At 40.6% G+C, this 17257-nt stretch carries 15 protein-coding genes; 3 read left to right on the top strand and 12 right to left on the bottom strand.

Translation table 11 applies throughout. The annotated features are described in order from the left end of the window. Positions 1 to 6: 6 nt before the first annotated feature. The 6 genes from ACZ9AO_RS02115 to ACZ9AO_RS02090 all read right to left on the bottom strand — a co-directional run bounded on the left by ACZ9AO_RS02115 (position 7) and on the right by ACZ9AO_RS02090 (position 6758). Positions 7 to 1452 (bottom strand): aldehyde dehydrogenase family protein, encoded by a 1446-nt coding sequence (locus tag ACZ9AO_RS02115; RefSeq protein ID WP_476108337.1) that lies wholly within the window; start codon positions 1450 to 1452, stop codon positions 7 to 9. Between the two features lie 12 nt (positions 1453 to 1464). After that, positions 1465 to 3153, bottom strand: a complete 1689-nt coding sequence (locus ACZ9AO_RS02110; RefSeq protein WP_476108336.1) for a thiamine pyrophosphate-binding protein — start codon at positions 3151 to 3153, stop codon at positions 1465 to 1467. A 30-nt stretch (positions 3154 to 3183) separates the two neighbouring features. Next, positions 3184 to 3975: an SDR family oxidoreductase gene (locus tag ACZ9AO_RS02105; protein ID WP_251539342.1), complete on the bottom strand. Its 792-nt coding sequence runs from the start codon at positions 3973 to 3975 to the stop codon at positions 3184 to 3186. Positions 3976 to 4074: 99 nt separating this feature from the next. After that, positions 4075 to 5013: a VOC family protein gene (locus ACZ9AO_RS02100; RefSeq protein ID WP_262868810.1), complete on the bottom strand. Its 939-nt coding sequence runs from the start codon at positions 5011 to 5013 to the stop codon at positions 4075 to 4077. A gap of 122 nt (positions 5014 to 5135) precedes the next feature. Continuing rightward, positions 5136 to 5669, bottom strand: coding sequence for a cupin domain-containing protein (locus tag ACZ9AO_RS02095; RefSeq protein ID WP_034312308.1), 534 nt, complete (start codon positions 5667 to 5669; stop codon positions 5136 to 5138). Between the two features lie 273 nt (positions 5670 to 5942). Then, a complete protein-coding gene (locus tag ACZ9AO_RS02090; protein WP_063593378.1) occupies positions 5943 to 6758 on the bottom strand; it encodes an IclR family transcriptional regulator in 816 nt (271 codons plus the stop codon). Between the two features lie 1143 nt (positions 6759 to 7901). On the opposite strand from ACZ9AO_RS02090, the gene ACZ9AO_RS02085 reads away from it, so the two are divergent. Both ACZ9AO_RS02085 and yppF read left to right on the top strand, forming a co-directional pair. Further along, complete coding sequence (locus ACZ9AO_RS02085) at positions 7902 to 9194, top strand: MFS transporter (RefSeq protein WP_476108335.1); 1293 nt, start codon at positions 7902 to 7904, stop codon at positions 9192 to 9194. Between the two features lie 253 nt (positions 9195 to 9447). Further along, positions 9448 to 9630, top strand: coding sequence for a YppF family protein (yppF, locus tag ACZ9AO_RS02080; protein ID WP_055348417.1), 183 nt, complete (start codon positions 9448 to 9450; stop codon positions 9628 to 9630). Positions 9631 to 9841: 211 nt separating this feature from the next. Here yppF and ACZ9AO_RS02075 read toward each other — a convergent pair whose 3' ends face one another. Genes ACZ9AO_RS02075 through ACZ9AO_RS02050 form a run of 6 tightly spaced genes read right to left on the bottom strand, consistent with a single transcriptional unit; the run spans position 9842 to position 15910 of the window. Then, positions 9842 to 11167, bottom strand: coding sequence for a GntT/GntP/DsdX family permease (locus ACZ9AO_RS02075; protein WP_054396071.1), 1326 nt, complete (start codon positions 11165 to 11167; stop codon positions 9842 to 9844). A 56-nt stretch (positions 11168 to 11223) separates the two neighbouring features. Beyond that, positions 11224 to 11946, bottom strand: a complete 723-nt coding sequence (locus ACZ9AO_RS02070) for a GntR family transcriptional regulator (protein WP_048678855.1) — start codon at positions 11944 to 11946, stop codon at positions 11224 to 11226. A gap of 15 nt (positions 11947 to 11961) precedes the next feature. After that, on the bottom strand, positions 11962 to 12975 hold the full coding sequence (locus ACZ9AO_RS02065) for a sugar kinase (protein WP_476108334.1): 1014 nt from the start codon (positions 12973 to 12975) through the stop codon (positions 11962 to 11964). Beyond that, on the bottom strand, positions 12968 to 13723 hold the full coding sequence (gene dagF / locus ACZ9AO_RS02060) for a 2-dehydro-3-deoxy-phosphogluconate aldolase (protein ID WP_251539332.1): 756 nt from the start codon (positions 13721 to 13723) through the stop codon (positions 12968 to 12970). The genes ACZ9AO_RS02065 and dagF overlap by 8 nt, the downstream gene beginning before the upstream one ends. Then, the gene (locus ACZ9AO_RS02055) at positions 13720 to 14829 is read right to left on the bottom strand and encodes a DgaE family pyridoxal phosphate-dependent ammonia lyase (protein WP_476108333.1); all 1110 of its coding nucleotides are present in this window, start codon (positions 14827 to 14829) and stop codon (positions 13720 to 13722) included. The genes dagF and ACZ9AO_RS02055 overlap by 4 nt, the downstream gene beginning before the upstream one ends. Next, on the bottom strand, positions 14807 to 15910 hold the full coding sequence (locus tag ACZ9AO_RS02050) for an amidohydrolase/deacetylase family metallohydrolase (protein WP_476108332.1): 1104 nt from the start codon (positions 15908 to 15910) through the stop codon (positions 14807 to 14809). The genes ACZ9AO_RS02055 and ACZ9AO_RS02050 overlap by 23 nt, the downstream gene beginning before the upstream one ends. Positions 15911 to 16805: 895 nt before the next feature. Here ACZ9AO_RS02050 and ACZ9AO_RS02045 point away from each other — a divergent pair. Further along, on the top strand, positions 16806 to 17168 hold the full coding sequence (locus ACZ9AO_RS02045) for a hypothetical protein (RefSeq protein ID WP_476108331.1): 363 nt from the start codon (positions 16806 to 16808) through the stop codon (positions 17166 to 17168). Positions 17169 to 17257 lie beyond the last annotated feature (89 nt).

Raw genomic sequence — 17257 nt, 5'->3', positions numbered from 1 at the left:
CCTTCCTCAATCAGCAAACCCGTATGAGTCCGCAAAGAATTCCAACCCGCAATGTCTTGTTTCCCGCGAAACACCGCTTTCTTTCAAGCCAGGGAAGTCCAGGGCCAAGTCGCTGAAAACGGTATGATTATTATGGAATACCGCACCAGCTTCAAGGCGATCTGCCATTTCGACAGCGATATCTTCATTCTCGGTCCAAACAGATGCACGCAGCGCAAACTCACTATCATTCGCTAATTTTACAGCTTCATCGATATCATTGAAAGGTAAAATTGGAATGATCGGTCCGAATTGTTCCACTCGAACCAATTCGCTCTGCTGATCGACGCCAGTAATAATGGAAGGAAGCATATAATAACCTTTATCCCAAGTTTCCGGATTCAGCTGGATGCCGGTTGTGATTATATTTCCTCCTGACTTGGCGGTACGTTCGATCAAGCCATTCACAAAGTCATATTGTGCTTTATTATTCAATGGACCCATGGTTACATCAGGCTGAATTCCATCACCGATCACCATCCGGCTGAACTCTTTGGTCAGCTTCTCCACAACTTCATCATATCGTGATTCTTGGACGTACACTCTTTTTACAGCAGAACAAACCTGACCCGCTGCTCGTAAAATCCCCATCCTCAAACGTTTGATAGCTGCTTCATCCAAATTGGCATCTTCCAAGATGATGGCAGGATCATTGCCGCCAAGTTCCATATATACTTTTTGCAGATTTCCAGCTGATTTTTTCATGATATCTTTCCCGGTTTCCGTACTTCCGACAAACGCCAATGTCCTTACGCGTGAATCGGAACATAGTGTATCGCCGATTGCTTTTCCTGATCCTGAGACTATATTGATGACTCCTGGAGGAAAATGTTCAGCAACTACTTTTAAACAGGTCATGATCGTTAAGGGACAATTCGTTGCAGGTTTTACGACAACGGCATTGCCTGCCAAAACAGCAGGTATCACCCTTTTAAATGTTAATATCATCGGAGAATTCCACGGTGTGATTATTGCCGTGACTCCTCTTGCCCTTCTTCGGATTTGGACTTTTTGATTTCCTGGAAGCACTTCAGGCTTCCACCAATCAAGTAACTCTGCTGCACAGCCCTTCATGACTTCAACACAGCGCAGTAAATCCTTTTTAGCTTCAACAAGTGTTTTGCCATTCTCACGTACAAACACTGTAACATTTTCCTCGATAACTTTTGATAGTTCTTCTGCCGCGGTGTTCATCCTGTTTGCCCGTTCCCCAATATCAGAGCGAGACCACGTTTCAAAAGCATTTTCTGCCGCTTCAATAGCGCCATTCACGATTTCTTCAGAGCATTTTGCCACCTGGCCAACTACTTCCGATGTATTTGCTGGATTTACAACATCGACTTTTTCCGGTAATTCTATCCATTCTCCATTAACTAGATATTTTCCTGAAACAAATGGGTATGTCGAAATCATTCTCAATCCTCCTTATAGTTTTTTGGGCTTAAATGCTTCCGCAGCTCCCGGTGGTCCGCCAAATGGTTTGGCCATTGGCCCCACAGCTTCCATATCAACAACGATCATTGAAGGTTTACGTCTTTCCTTAGCCTTTTTCAGTTCGGATATGAACTCATCTCCAGAACCAATACGCACTGCATCAAAATGCATGGACTCAGCCAGCTTCACAAAATCAGGGCTCAATAAGTCCACAGCTACCTGCCGACCATATGCAGCTGTTTGAATATTGCGAAGAACTCCATAGCCTGAGTCATCGAACAATACGATGATAACTGGTAAGTTTTCTTCGGCTGCCGTAACCATTTCCCCGACGTTCACCATAAACCCACCATCTCCAGCCATAAGAACGACGGTTTTATCTTGACATCCCATTTGGGCACCGATTGCTGTTGGAAGACCTTGACCAATTCCGCCGCCTGATGCATGAATCGATGTTCTCGGTTCATAGATTTCAAATAAACGGCTGCCCCAAACGTTTGCCTGTACGGTCACATCACGAACTAGAATGGTATCCTCTGGTAATATCTCCCTCATGCCATCCACAAATTGCTCATACGGTCCAAGCGTTTCCCTGAGTTGAGCGCGCACTTCATTTCTAAGTGAAAGAACTTCTTGTAAATAAGATGGCTCTGCATGAACTGAATGTTCTTCAAGCTTTTGAATGATGGCAGCAAGCATATCTTTTGCATCGCCAACCAAACCTAACGTGGCTTTATAGTTCCGGTTAATGGCCTGCCAATCCGCATCGATCGCTATATGTTCTTGTGGCACCGGCACTTTCCAGTTGGATGTTTCATTCCCCCTAAACCTTACACCTACGCTAATCAATAAATCTGCATTTCTTAAAAACTCTTTTGTTGTTTCATATGCCGCAAAATGTCCGATGCATTGTTCATGGTTTTCTGGAATCGAACCTTTTCCTGACTGACTGGTTATAACCGCTGCACCAAGGATTTCCGCCAATTTTTGCAGCTCTTGCGAAGCATTGGCACTGATGACTCCACCACCGGCCCATATGACAGGACGGCTTGCGCTTACCATTTTTTGAACGGCTAGTTCAGGAATAATTGGCATTGAATTTGTTTCAGAGGGTGAAGTTCGTAGCCCTTCGACTGAAAGATCTTCTATGATCACCGATTGATAGTCAATTGGAATTTCCAATGTAACCGGACCCGTTGGTGCAGTTAAAGCTTCTTGGATTGCCTTCCTTACTACTGCTGCGGTTTGGTCAGGGTTTCTAAGCCTCGCTGCATTTTTACAAGCTCCGCTCATCATTGAAAGCTGGTCTTTACACTCATGTATGTATCCTTTGCCTGTACCAAGATAAGAAGAAGCCACCTCACCTGTTAGATGAAGAAGAGGGACACCAGCTGCCCAAGCTTCCACTAGTGAACCAGCTGCATTTCCTGCCCCTGTTCCAGTACTGGTAATCACTACACCCAATTTCCCGGTGGCGCGTGCATATCCATCAGCCATATTTACGGCACCGCTCTCACCGCGTGAACAAATGAGTTTGATGCTCCCTTCCCTAAGAATTGCATCATAGATGGGCATATTGTGAATGCTGACAATCCCGAAAGCAGCTTCCACACCTGCTTGAACAAGCTCCTTTACGATGGAATCGGCGGTCGTAAACTCTATTTCTTCATGTATTTTCATCGCGTTATCCTACCTTTTTCAGTAATATATTTATATTGCCTTTCCAATCGCTCCTGCCGTCTCAATCGTCGAACCCGCTACATAACTTGCTTTGTCTGAAGCAAGGAAAACAATGACACTGGCCACTTCTTCCGCTTCCCCTACGCGGCCGAGAGGGATATTCCGTTTTTTCGCTAGGTCCCCGTAATACTCTTCAGGGTCCATATCAGGCGCATTTTTCAACCTTCTTCGCTCCCATTGATCGGTCCGGATCAATCCAAGACTCACTGAATTCACCAATATATTGTCAAATGCCAATTCCTGGGACAAGGTTTTACTTAAATTAAGGAGGCCAGCCCTTGCTGCTGCAGTCGCTACCATATGACGTTCAGGTTCTTTGGCAAGCGTTGCATTAATATTAATGATCCGCCCTCCTCCCCTTTTCACTAAATGAGGATGCGAAGCACGAACGGCATATATGATGGCAAAGAACTTTAACTGAATCTGTTCTTCCCACTGCTCATCCGTTATGTCAAAAAAGTGACCCATCACGCTTTGACCGGCTGCATTCACCAAAATATCGATTCCGCCAAACCTCTCAGCGGTACCATTAATGAAAGAATCCACATCCGATTTTGAGGTGACATCACATGTTGATGCAAAAATATCTTCCTTTTCACCAAATGAGAGCAATTGACTTTGTGCACTTTCCATACGCTCAGCACTTCTGCCGCAAATAGCCACTTTCGATCCTTCAGCTAAAAACATTTCTGCTGTTTTTAATCCCACGCCCGACGTGCCGCCCATAATGACAGCCACTTTTCCTTGCAATCCTAAATCCACTCTCTTCACTCCTTTTCAAAGCCATTTTCCTCAAATGCTGTCCTTTATCAACAAGAAGCTAACTAGCGCAAGAATCATGGGAGGAAATCAAACTCCTCCTCATTTTTTCGCCATGACAGAACCACCTATATGAGAATCAACCCAGCCTGGATCGGGATCTCCTCCCATTGCTTTGCGCGCTTCAGGTTTCGGCGGCCCTGCAATCCCCCACTGATCCATTAAATGCGGAACCCGTTTCCATACACGTGCTCTCCACTCAGATTCATCTTCGATCGTTTCCAGATAACATGTATACTCCATTACAAAACCGCCTGGGTCTTGAAAATAACAGAAAATATTGTCTCCCGGCCCATGACGTCCAGGTCCCCAAAGTTCAGACAAGCCCGCTTTTCGGACATTGCTTATTCCTCGCATCAATTCATCCACGGAATCGACTTCGTATGCGATATGATTGACTGACGCATGCTCATCTTGATTGAAGGCGATGGAGTGATGCTTTCTGTTGCACCGTAGGAATGACATTTGATGCTCACTCCAATCAGTGACTTTAAAACCAAGTACATCCGTATAAAACTCAACGATCATATCTAAGTTCTTCGTGTTCATTACAACATGATTCAATTTCACTGGATCAACATTTTTCTTGCTCCAAATAGACGTTTGCACTTCCACCCAAGCCGAAAGCTCGATTACGCGGTTTTCCGGATCAATAAACCGCAGGCCATAACCTGCACCTGCTTCATCCAAATATCCTGGCGGTTCAATAATTCGAACGCCCTTCGATTGTAATATCCCTGCTGCACGGTCCACCGCATTTTTATCTACCATGCCAAAAGCTATATGGTGCAATCCTCGTTTTTCTCCCCTGTGAAGGCTAAGAATATGATGTTCCGGTCCAGCCCCCCGGAAATAAACCGTATTCTCCTCTTCCGGAACATCCACTCTATCCAGACCCCAAACCTTTTCATAAAACTCTGCTTGATCGTCGAAATTCGGAGTTATCATGCTTATATGTCGTAAATGAGTAATCCCAAGCATTTTTTATACCTCCCATAATTTAGATTGCCCTTTTGATCATTCGCATTGGCCATATTTAACAATCTAATCGAAAAGGGCGCCTCATTAATTTTCATAATGCAGGTGCCCTTTCGGCTAAATGATCAATCTTTAATGATGGCTTCTCTTTCTTTAGAGCGTTGTTTACGCAGTTCTTCCAGTTCACTGCCTTCAGGATATGTCGGTAAGTTAGGCTTCACTGCCCCAAGCATCACTAGCATGCGCGCCTCTACATCCCCGTCATTCCTAATTCCCCGATAAACCCCCGGTGGGCTGCTTATGCAGTCTCTCGCACTTAATTTGATTTCATGCACTTCACTGTAGCTGTCCTCTTGAATTAATGCCGTGACTTCACCCTCAAGAATGAAAAACACCTCTTCAACATCGTCATGAAGGTGCAAAGGACCGATACATCCCGGAGGAAGCACCATCGTACTTAAAGTGAAATGTTCACCTGCAATTACATTCGTATCGTTATTGGCAGTGGCACCACGTCCAATATATCTCATCTGTGCGCGTCTATAAGCGGGATCAATTTCTTCTTGGAACTTCAAGACATTCCAATCAAGAGTACGGTCTTTCAATCGGGCAACATATTTTTTTTCAAAATCCTTCACTGAGAAAGTTTCTTTTGTCATTTTAAAATTCCTCCCTTATTTGTTGTTTCTAAACCGAATTATGTTTCATAAGCAAAACATTGTTTTGTCTATGAATTAAGTCTAAAATGAAACCGCTTCATTGTCAATTAATTTTTAGAATATTTAAAACTATTTTTATAATCCAAACGTTCACCTCTATGGGATAAACTTGTAACGATTTGCTTTTCTTAACACAAAAAAGTGTGGATTTCCCTATTGGGAGATCCACACTTTCGAAAGAGGTTATTCACTTATTAATCAATTTTAAATCGTTCAGACATCTTCGTGTTGATATGGCTTAACCCCGCTATATCCCATATAAACGGATAACTGACGAGAAACTTCCAACAGTTTCGGCAAGGCAATTTTATCGATGAAATCCTCCTGATAAGCAGACTCTGTTGCCACGACATTCAAGGCAGCCAATACATTCCCGGTCCTATCAAAGATCGGGGCGGCAACGGAACGGATGCCAGGGTGGAATTCCCCGCTTGTCATCGAATAACCATTTTGCCGAATGGATTCCAGCTGTTTTTGAAATTCACCAGGCGCGGTGAGTGTTTTGTCTGTATAAGGAGTAAGGTTCGATATTTTGAACATTTGCATGAGCAATTCTTTCGGTTGATATGCCAAAAGTAATTTTCCATTGGCCAAAGCATGTGCCGGCAGCCGCAAACCTATGTTCACATTGACAGCGGATACACCTCTGATCGGGGCACTTCCAACATAAACAACTTCCTGTCCATCCAAAATGGACAGATGGCAGGAGGCTCCGATTTCATCACGCAAGGTCTCCATATAAGGTTGGACAATTTCCTGGAATTTCAAGCTATTCAAAAAGCTGAACCCCAATTCAAGAACTTTAGGAGTTAAACTATAACGTTTGGTATGTTCATCCTGAGATAAATAACCAATATTTTGTAATGTAAATAATAAACGATATGGTACGGTTCTGCTTACTCCCAGTTGTTTTGCTATTTCTGAAAGAGACAAGCTCGGCTGTACTTCATTAAAGAGCTTAATGATTTCCAAGCCCCTAACCAATGAATTAGCACTATATTTCTCTTTCTCTTTTTCTTCGCTTGCCATTCGAGTATTCCCCCCCGTTGTGAATAAATCTCATTTTCTTCTGACTATAACTCAATCAGTAAAACTTTCTTCGTACCTAGAAAGAAGAACTTTAAGTATATGTACATTTTTTTCCGATCGTTCATTTTGTGAATGTTTTGATGCATACTTCAATCGTTGCCTATTTTCTTTTACTACCTTAACTAGACAGGAACTTTGGCGCCAGTAGCGTGCACTGGCCTTTGCTTTGCAAGTTTTTCCAATCATATTTAGATGGATTGTAATCAATTCAGAAGTTTCCGTTTTCTTTCTTTCCTGCTAACAACAACTGGTCTACGAGTCACATCAGATATAATCAAGGCTTTCACCACTTCCGGAAAACGGCTAGTAAAAGCCGGGAACTTTTAACCGAGATGGTGTCTTTAAGCTCTATTCCTTATCCCTATTCCTGTTAAAGAATCAGTATCGTAAATTGGCAACCATTACTACCATACAATCCTTTACTCTTCATGTATAAATAGAATAGTGTTTATGTGTCAATTAAAGCATATTTACATATATAAAACTATTTGGAAGGCCTAGCTTAATTGACGTTTCAATAGAAAAGCTCGTTGTTATATAACCAAATATAACCAATCACAGCAGTAAAAACAAATAAATAAATTTCATACTTCGATATTCTCTGTCAAATCACGATATTTTCCGTATTACGTATTTCATATACAAAACAATATAAATGAATTATAAATTTTCCTGATTTTAAATTCAATATCAACAAGTCAGAATTTTTAATAATTTTTTTGGACACAAAGAAGTAGAATTAATTCCATTTTAGGTCCTTGCTTGATAGAGTTCCATCTCCTCCATAGGATGAAACAAAGTTCGATATTGAACTGAAAGCGCTTATATTCTAAAAATAGAAAATTATCAAAATATTAAATTGACAATCAAATTATTTTAATTTATCGTTAAGAAAGTAAAACTTTGTTTTCCTTACAAAACACTACAGTTACTTTTTATCTATCAAAATTATAAAGAAAGGCGGGAGATAACTCTTAAATGAATATTCAAAACTAGTACCTTTCTAAAGGGGTAACTTTAAAACACTTATACTCAATGGTAAGTGTTTTAAGGAATGCTAAAAAGCGATAAGGAGATGGTATTATGTTAAATGGGCAAAAAAGATGGTTGTATATTGCCGTTCCAATTTTTTTCTTTTGGTTTTTCGGACAAATTGATAAGGTTGGCATTTCCATCATTCAAACAGATCCAGAATTCTTGCATGCACTTGGTATGACAGGTGCTGACAAAAATGCAAAGATCGGTCTTCTATCTTTTGTATTCACCATTGCTTATGGAGTTTCAAATCTTTTTTGGGGATTCATCATTGATAAATTAGGTGCCCGAAAAACAGCCATCGCCGGTTTATTCGTTTGGACAATCACGATGATTATGTCAGGACTGGCAAATTCATATGAAATATTTTTAATTAGCAGGATCATTCTTGGTTTTGGTGAAGGGATGATGATTCCGGTTTCCGGAAAGCTCATTTCTAACTGGTTTAATAAACGCGAATTGGGGAGGGCCCAGGCATCTTGGCTTACCGGAAACTATTTAGGACCGGCAATGGGAGCCGTGTTTTTGGTGCTTGTGATATCTTTACTCCACTGGCAAGCAGCTTTCTTTATGCTTGCTGCTTTCAACTTATTTATAAATATCCCGATGTTCATCTTAATGACGAGGAATACACCAGAAGAGCACCCCCTTATAAGTAAGGAGGAATTGGCATTCATTCGCCAAACGGATGATGAAATGAGAGAAATCGCCCCCTCCGAGAACAAGAAGAGTTTTGCCCAAGATTATCGTTTCTGGATCGTTTGGTTCGGCATGCTCGTATGCTCCTTCTTATTTTTCGGAATCAGCATTTGGCTTCCTACATATCTCATTGAAGCAAAAGGATTCGAAAAGGAAGGAATGTCAAGCATTACTTCACTTTCCTGGCTATTCGCTTTAGGATTTGTCTTGGCATGCGGTTTTCTGGCTGACAAAACCAGACGTCCAAGTTTGATGGCCACGATTCTATTTTCATTGACGGCTGTCTTTTTGACTGTAGCTGTCTTCATCCCCAATCCTATTTTGGCCGGACTATGTATGGGACTGGCAATGGGATGTCAAGGCGGTGTGTTCCACCTAAGCAATATGCTCATGGTAAAATATTCAACACCTGAAACGGCAGGACGAGCCGCAGGTCTAATTGGATTCACGAATATCATGGGCGGCTTTTCGAGCTATATCATGGGATGGCTTCGTGACTTGTCTGGCGGGGACTTCAGTTCATCGATCGCCATGCTGATTTTTACAGCCCTCTTAGGTTTGGCAGCTTATTTATTCTCCATTAAGAGAGAATCCGCAGAACTGCGCTTATCACCTATACATGTACAAAAGATACAAGCATGAAGTCCTTGTAAATCATTTTTATACCTCCAACCCTTGATCTATCAGGGGTTTTTCTTGTGCCGACTTAAAAGTAAGTCGAAATAATATCGCTCATTTTTTGCATTACCCGATAAAATTTCCCATCGGTTACTCCGAATCACTCCTTTATTTGTATAAATATGTCGATAGTTAAAATATTCAAAAAATGATATTTTTTTGAATGCCCATGTTATATTATTTATGGAAAAAAATACTTGTCAAGTAAGGTGAGTGTGTGAATATAGAAGTTTTAATTCTCCATTATATTCAGGAAAAACGTCAAAAGCCTAACCATGCCAATGATTTATTGGATTATATTCAGAATGAATATGTAAACGGGAAGCTGTCAATCTTGCAATATAGAAGTCTCTGTCAGGACTTATATCTTCGAGGAGCCAAACAAACATCTCCTGGATGAAGCTCCACCCTTTTCACTAGACTAACTACTCCCCATTGTGGATGACTTTTGTTTCTGTTTTTCCGCAACGACCTATCTTTAAAAATACAGCCGGTCATTTTCTCATCCCCAGTATGTTCATAAATATATAAAAGCCTCCGTGATCTGTCACCCCAAGACAGTTCACGGAGGTAAATATTACTTAATCAGACATTGCAGAAATTCATTTTAATTAAATGAATATATCGAAAATTAAAACCAAACCGAATGCAACGAAGGAAAGTAATGTTTCCATCACTGTCCAAGTTTTGAAAGTTTCTTTAACGGTTAGTCCCATGTATTCTTTTACTAACCAGAAACCGGCGTCATTAACATGGGAGAACATGAGTGAGCCTGCTCCCGTGGCAATTACGAGCAATTCTAGATTAACACCCGTCATATTGGCAACGACCGGTGAAACGATCCCTGCTGCCGTGGTCAAAGCGACGGTTGCAGAACCTGTGGCAATCCGAATCAATCCGGCCACAAGGAATGCAAGAACGATCGGTGATAAAGAAATTTCTTCAGACATGGAAGCGATCGCAGTCCCTACGCCACTATCAATTAAAATTTGCTTGAACCCTCCGCCAGCACCGATAATTAGAATTATGGATGCTAATGGCAATAAGCATTCTTCCGTCAACTTTTTAATTAGTGATTTGTCCATTCCCTGTCTGTAGCCCAAGAAATAGTAAGCTGCAAAACAGGAGATTAATAGGGCGATCACTGGACTTCCGATAAACAATAAGAATTTTTCAATCGAACCCGGTAGCGGCAGATAAGGCGCCACTACAGTTAAAACCATCAACAATACTGGCAAAAGGATGATGAAGAACGATACTCCAGTGCCGGGTAATCCACTTGACTTTGTTTCGACACGGATCAATTCCGGTTCTCCAACAGGAATAACCCGTTTATGAATCCATTTTGCGAATAGCGGTCCCGCAATTACAGCCGTCGGGAATGCGATGATCAATGAGTACAGAAGTACCTGCCCCATGTTAGCATTATAAATTCCAATAGCTGTCATGGCTCCAGGATGCGGAGGCACCAGCCCATGTACGATCGATAAACCAGCAAGTACTGGAATACCAATTAACAAGATGTTCACTTTGGTTGATTTACGAATGGAAATGACCAAAGGAAGCAATATTACTAAACCAACCTCGAAAAATACCGGAATGCCAATGATGAAACCAGATAAAAGCATTGCCCATGGCAGGTTTTTCACACCGAATTTATTAATGAAAAAGTCAGCAACCTGCATTCCAGCTCCAGAGTCGGACATCATCTTTCCTAGGATGGTCCCTAAGGCCAATATTCCAATAAGGTGCCCAAGGACCGCTCCGACACCCGTTTCATAAGCTCCAACGATTTTGTCCATTGGCAGTCCGGAAAAAATCGCTAAAAATAAACTGGCAACAGTCAGGCTGATGAACGCATGCCATTTCCACAATGATACCCCCAAAATGACGATTACGATTGCTATCAGCGTGATTCCTAATAAATATAGATCCATATATTCTCCCCATTCCCAAGAAATCGCTTACATTCAAACCAATACAATAAATGGGATTATTGTACCGGCTCGTTATATGTCACAATGTAGTTCTGTTTAGCCGTGTTGTAATAACCTTCACTGTATTCCGTAACATTTCCGTCCCCATCACTGGAAATCCTAATCCTCTTTAGTACTGGACTATTGTTTTCGATTTTCAGTGTTTCGCAAATGTGATCCGGAGCGATAGCAACGGCAAACTCATCTCTGAATGTTTCAAGTTTGACGTTTTGCTCTTCCAAAAAGCGGTACAAAGAATTGATTTGGACCTCTTTAATCTCTTCTTGGTTTAAATCAAGTGAAATATAATGTGTAAAGTAAATATAAGGTTCATTGTCCAATAAATATATCCGTTCGATACTTATGCAACGGGCACCAAATAAAGAATGCAGCTTAGAGTCTGAAGAAAGGTCAATCTGACTTATGTTTAACACCTTTTTTAAAATGGAGTGCCCTTCCTCCACCAACAGCTCTGTGAAACGTTTCCCTTTGGAAAGTTTGACAATCGAACCATTTGCTATGACTCTAGTGCCTTTGCCGCTTTTCTTTTCAACATACCCCTCTTGCACGAGTTCTTTGATTGCATTACGGACAGTGACCTTACTTACGTTAAATTCTTCTTCCAAAAGAGGCTCGGAGGGAATGTTTGTGTCGATGGCATAAACCCCATGTAAAATACGATCCTTTAATATTTCTTTTATCTGTAAATACATCGGTCCATTTTTCCTGTTCACATTCATTCCTAATCTCCTGCCTTATCTTTTAATATCTTCCATTTTACCTTCCATTGACGAGAGTATCTCCTTTTCGGTTGCCAAAGGAGTATCTCCAACGACAGTACATGCCAGCATTCCTGATACAGCAGCAAATCGCACTGTCTTTTCAGGGGAATAACCTAGCAATTCGCCATGTAAGATTCCGCTGGTGTAAGCATCGCCTGAACCTATTCTATCATATACGGAAAATGATAGGATATCGGAAAAGTAAAATGTTTCTTCTTTGTATATATACCCCCTCAACGTATGGCTATTATCACTGTTGATCGAACGATGTGTCCCCGCTATCGATTGAATATTGAATCGCTTGGCCACTTCAGGGATCAACTCAACAAGCTGTTCTTCCCTTGTGGAGCCTTCTGACTTCATTCCTAAAATATAAAGGGCGTCTTTTTCATTCATCATGACGATATCAGCCAAAGAAAGCATTTCTTCATAATGAGGCTTTGCGTCAGTGTAACCTCCCTCCCATAAGGAAGGTCGGTAATTGCAGTCGAAACAGACTGTACCGCCTTTTTCTTTGACTTTTCTAGCCAGCACCTTCATGCTTTCCCGTACATTTTCCGCCATTGCAAGCGTGATTCCGCAAAAGTGGATGATATCCGTCTTTTTCGAAATCCTATCCATATCATAATCGGATAAGGTGGCAGTATTAAAACTGCTTTCCAGTCGATTGGAATATGTGACACGGCTCGCCCGCTGTCCAAATCCATTTTCCAAAAAGTACATCCCCATGTATTTGCCGCCTCTAGAGATGTAGTTCCTGCCGATTCCTAAGCCCTGCAAAGCTGAAATTGCTGAATCACCAAGGGGGTTATCCGGTAACATTGTCACAAGATACCCATCATGTCCAAGTTTTGTCATCGCAGAAGCCACATTTACTCCCGTGCCTGAAAAGGAGTATTGCAGCGTGTTAGCCTGTGATAGCAATTCATGCCCTGGTACCTGCAAACGCATCATTACTTCCCCGAATGCCACAATTCTTTTAGGCATATTTTTCAACCAATTTTTTCGTCATGGCCAATAAATTCCGTACATCCTCCCCATTCGTTTTACCAGTCGCTTCATCAATGATGGAAGAATATACGTGGGGAATGACTTTAGGCACTTTTGCTTCTAATGCAATTTCTAATATCGTCTCGAAATTATTTAAGTCGATTCCACCTGTTGGTTCCAAAGCAAATCCCTCTTCACCACAAGCTTTTGCTACAGCACGATATTCATCTTCATGCTTCAGCCCTTTCATAGGGAAATATTTCAAAGCATTTCCTCCCATATCGCGAACGAGCGCAATGGCAGCTTTGATTGGCACAATGGCAGTTTCACTGGCGCCTGCACTTACTGGACCAGTGGAGATATTCACATAACCGACTTTCCCAGTTGGAGAAACAAGTGAATTTATCCAGCTATCCTTCTCGCCTAAATTGGCCCTCGTAGCACCAACAGCCGGAAAAACCTGGTTAATATGACTGCCTGGATAGTATTTTGCTATTTCTGCGACAACTGCAGCCTGTCTATTATCGCCTGCGCCCAATCCAATTGAAACGGCCTCATCAATGGCTTCCCCATATTCTTTCATTGCTGTAACACCTGCTTCGACAGTTGGATAATCCTTTGAGAGTACACCAACCAATACATGTCCTTCAGCTGCTTCAAAGACTTCCACTGCATTTTCCACACTATTTGCAAGTACATTTAAGGCTACACGATCATTCAATAACCGTTTGTTTATGTTTGTCATCCTTGTTTTCCTCCTAATATGGTTCTTAATCGTGATTCAATGACATTTATATCATCACCTTGCAATGGACGCGGATCTATATCGAAAAAGCCTTGCCGTATCCCATAATCTCGTGTATAAATGGCGATATCCCCATTTTTGAGCTGCTCGTTCACTTCTTTCGCCGTCGTTTCCATTATCAAAGGATTTATGGAAATACGTGCTCTATATATGGCACGTCCGGCTTCATCCTGAACTATCGTTACTTTTACGCCATCAATCGAGTCAAGTGATGTGAGAACTTGTAAACTAGCTTTTTCTTTTTCGTTATTATCCGTCTTGACAAAATACTCATCCAATGCCTGAAGCAGACCAAAGGTCGTTTCCTTTCCAACCTTCATGCTCCTTCCTATACAGTGCAATTGAACCTTTACCCATTCGATATATTTTTTTCTGCCAGCAACGATACCGGATGTGGGTCCTTCAATGGCTTTTGAACCACTATAAATCGCCAGGTTGGAGAATTGTACATATTTTTCCAAATCTTCTTCCGCTGCTGCATCGACAATCAGAGGGATATTATTCGTTTTGGCCACTTCCCATGCTTCTTCGACCGATATCATATTTTTCTGGACAGCATGATGCGATTTCACATATAAAATAGCGGAAGTATTTTCATTTATGGCCTCCGTAATATGTTCTGCTTTCCCTTCATTTGCATATCCAACTTCAACCAATTTTCCGCCGCCAAGATAAATCATGGTTTCAACCGGTGCACCATACTGAACGTTATGGCCTTTCAGCATGATGATTTCATTCTTTTGAATAAGATCTTGATGAAGCCTTTCGCTTTTCCTTCTGTTTCCTTCAGTAACGATTGCCGCTACTGAAAGCGCAATTCCGCTTGATGCTGAGTTTACGACCACCGCTGCTTCAGAATGAAGCAAATTCGCTATATGCTGGCCTGACTTATCGACTAAATCAGAAATTTCAACATAATTTTGCCCACCTTTTTTCATCGCGTCCATCACTGTGTCAGTTGGGGCAGAGACTCCCAATATGCTCATTCTTCCGCTTGCATTGATGACTCTTTTCAAACCGTATTTAGCATTCAATGAATTCTCCATTTATAACCACTCCTTTTACAACAACTCTTTTTTCTGCCATCCTTTTTTCGCCTTCGGAATCCAATAAAAGGGTCGGCTCATTCTCGATCGAGAATAAAGTCAGGTTCGCAATATCCCCAGCTGAAATCCTTCCAAGCTCTGGTTTATTCAACCAAGCTGCTGCATTGACCGTAACCGCATCTATTACTTCTTTTAATGGATAACCGAGGTACAAAAATTTTGTAAGCACATTTGCCATATTAAAAACTGGCCCATTCTCTCTGTTTTTCCGATATATATCCGTACTGATCGTATTGAAGCCGATTCCCCGATTTTTAGCCATTTCTGCAGTTTTAAAAGAAAAGCTTGCCGTTCCATGACCTACATCCAAATGTACACCACGTTCAATTGCCTTAATCAACTCAGGCAGCGGCTCTTCTCTTTCATCAAATAAATTATTCGCTTTACCATTTAGAAAATGAGTAATAATGTCCTTTTCCTCAAGTAATTGAAGGACTTCCTTAATATCAGGCGGCCCTGAACCGATATGAACCATTAATGGTAAACCCGTTTCAGCCGAGAACTTCCTAGCGATTTTTAATGGCTCGACACCATTTGGACCAACTACACTTTTACTTATTCTCGCTTTAAGTCCAACGACAAAATCCCCGTACTTGGAAATTGCCTTCATTAATTCCCCTTCGTCCAGCCATGAAATATCCGATAACTCATCAACCCTTTTCAATCCAATCCGCGAAATATTCAGAAAGGCGAAAACATTCGTTTTGGAATTTTCACAACTTCTAACCAGATCGGTTATCCTATCTGCCCCCGTGCTTCCCGCATCTATGACCGTTGTTACACCAGTTTTATATCCAATCTCATCAACCTCATCACCATAAGGATCGAATTCCGGGAAAGCATGTACATGCATATCAATCCAACCGCTCGAAACAAAAACTTTTTGATCATAATCTATTATCTTATCTCCTGTTGCAGTTCCGGGTCGTGCAATTTCCTTAATCATCCCATTTTCCAGGATGATATCCGCTGCTTTTCCCTCTACCATTTTTACATTCTTCAGAACTAACGTATCTGTCATTTCCCTCATCCTTTTCGGTACATCCTATCGATTGAAAGTACTTTGTATACGGTTACACTGAATTGTATAAGAATTCATTAATTTCTCTTTACAAAAATAGATTATCATATTTTGTCGAACTAATCAATATAACGTTATAATGTTTGATTAAATTTACAGAATTTTTATAAGATCAAGGCTATTTTTTCTTTGTGCTTCTTAGTTTCTTCATATAATATAATCTCATTAGGTTTTTTAAAATTTTTCATGCTACCCATAAAAAAAGGCGGGAAGAAAAACAATCTGTTTTTCTTCCTGCCTTTTTTTTACGAATTCACAAAATTTATTGATGAAAGTTTCTACTCTAATTATCCGGAAATAATGCTTTTTCTTAAAAAACTAACTCTAAGTCAGAATAAAGACTAATGGGTTTAAAGGGTTTGAACGGTTCCTCCAAGACACTCGCTATAGAACCCCTTTTGTCTCCAAACTGAAGAATTAGATCCTTTTTTTCTTTTTATTCAACCATATAATTAATCCAATTATTGCTATAAATAAAATTAATAGGTCTATGTTGTACATAGATAATAAATTTCGATCAGCTAGTATTACTGAGGACATCCTGATTATAAAACCTAGACATATAGAAATAAGTACAATTATTACTGTTTTAAAGCTTTTTTCCTTAGTTTCCATATTTATTTTGACCTCAACATATAGTTATATAGTATGGTATTATACCAATTTTCCAAAAAAATATTAGATATTGTTATGAAAATGAAGAAAAAATCCTTATTTTCAATACTAATAATAAGTTTATTAGTATTCTCATATGTCCCCAATACATTGGCCGAAGAGAAAAATGAAACTATACCTTCATCAACAGTCAACCCCATTGTGGAAGTCAAATTAATTAGTGATGATGTTACAAATACAACCAACAGCAAGCATCATTGAAATGAGCAAACCTATTGCTCATCAAGCTAAACTAACAAATACCCAATTAGGAAAGATGGTAAAGGCTCATCAAAAGGGAGCAACATGGTTAAGCATCGTAAGTACTCTTGTGTTTGCAGGTGGCCCAACCGAACCAGCAGAAGTAGCTACTGCACTGGCATCAGCACTTGCTGGCAGTCCTAATAGTTTAAAAGCAGCATTTTATTCCGGAAAGCACACTTATCATGTATCAGTCTATGTTAGTGGTAAAAAACCAAGTTTATCTAATATGACGTATATATTTTTACACAAGTCAAATCTTCCATTTAAAAGGCCCCGTTAATTAATCCATCCTGCTCCTAGTAATACCGAGAAAATGTTGCTTTCCATAATATAAAAACCAAGAATGCTTTTTTAAATGCATTCTTGGTC

This window comes from Peribacillus sp. TE19612 (genome assembly GCF_056279465.1).
This window is presented reverse-complemented; position numbering and strand designations above follow the sequence as displayed.

What these genes read in the sequence shown, in the direction of transcription:
- ACZ9AO_RS02115 (WP_476108337.1), bottom strand. Translation starts at nt 1,452, where the DNA reads ATGATTTCGACATACCCATTTGTTTCAGGAAAATATCTAGTTAATGGA.
- ACZ9AO_RS02110 (WP_476108336.1), bottom strand. Translation starts at nt 3,153, where the DNA reads ATGAAAATACATGAAGAAATAGAGTTTACGACCGCCGATTCCATCGTA.
- ACZ9AO_RS02100 (WP_262868810.1), bottom strand. Translation starts at nt 5,013, where the DNA reads ATGCTTGGGATTACTCATTTACGACATATAAGCATGATAACTCCGAAT.
- ACZ9AO_RS02095 (WP_034312308.1), bottom strand. Translation starts at nt 5,669, where the DNA reads ATGACAAAAGAAACTTTCTCAGTGAAGGATTTTGAAAAAAAATATGTT.
- ACZ9AO_RS02090 (WP_063593378.1), bottom strand. Translation starts at nt 6,758, where the DNA reads ATGGCAAGCGAAGAAAAAGAGAAAGAGAAATATAGTGCTAATTCATTG.
- ACZ9AO_RS02085 (WP_476108335.1), top strand. Translation starts at nt 7,902, where the DNA reads ATGTTAAATGGGCAAAAAAGATGGTTGTATATTGCCGTTCCAATTTTT.
- ACZ9AO_RS02075 (WP_054396071.1), bottom strand. Translation starts at nt 11,167, where the DNA reads ATGGATCTATATTTATTAGGAATCACGCTGATAGCAATCGTAATCGTC.
- ACZ9AO_RS02070 (WP_048678855.1), bottom strand. Translation starts at nt 11,946, where the DNA reads ATGAATGTGAACAGGAAAAATGGACCGATGTATTTACAGATAAAAGAA.
- ACZ9AO_RS02065 (WP_476108334.1), bottom strand. Translation starts at nt 12,975, where the DNA reads ATGCCTAAAAGAATTGTGGCATTCGGGGAAGTAATGATGCGTTTGCAG.
- dagF (WP_251539332.1), bottom strand. Translation starts at nt 13,723, where the DNA reads ATGACAAACATAAACAAACGGTTATTGAATGATCGTGTAGCCTTAAAT.
- ACZ9AO_RS02055 (WP_476108333.1), bottom strand. Translation starts at nt 14,829, where the DNA reads ATGGAGAATTCATTGAATGCTAAATACGGTTTGAAAAGAGTCATCAAT.
- ACZ9AO_RS02050 (WP_476108332.1), bottom strand. Translation starts at nt 15,910, where the DNA reads ATGACAGATACGTTAGTTCTGAAGAATGTAAAAATGGTAGAGGGAAAA.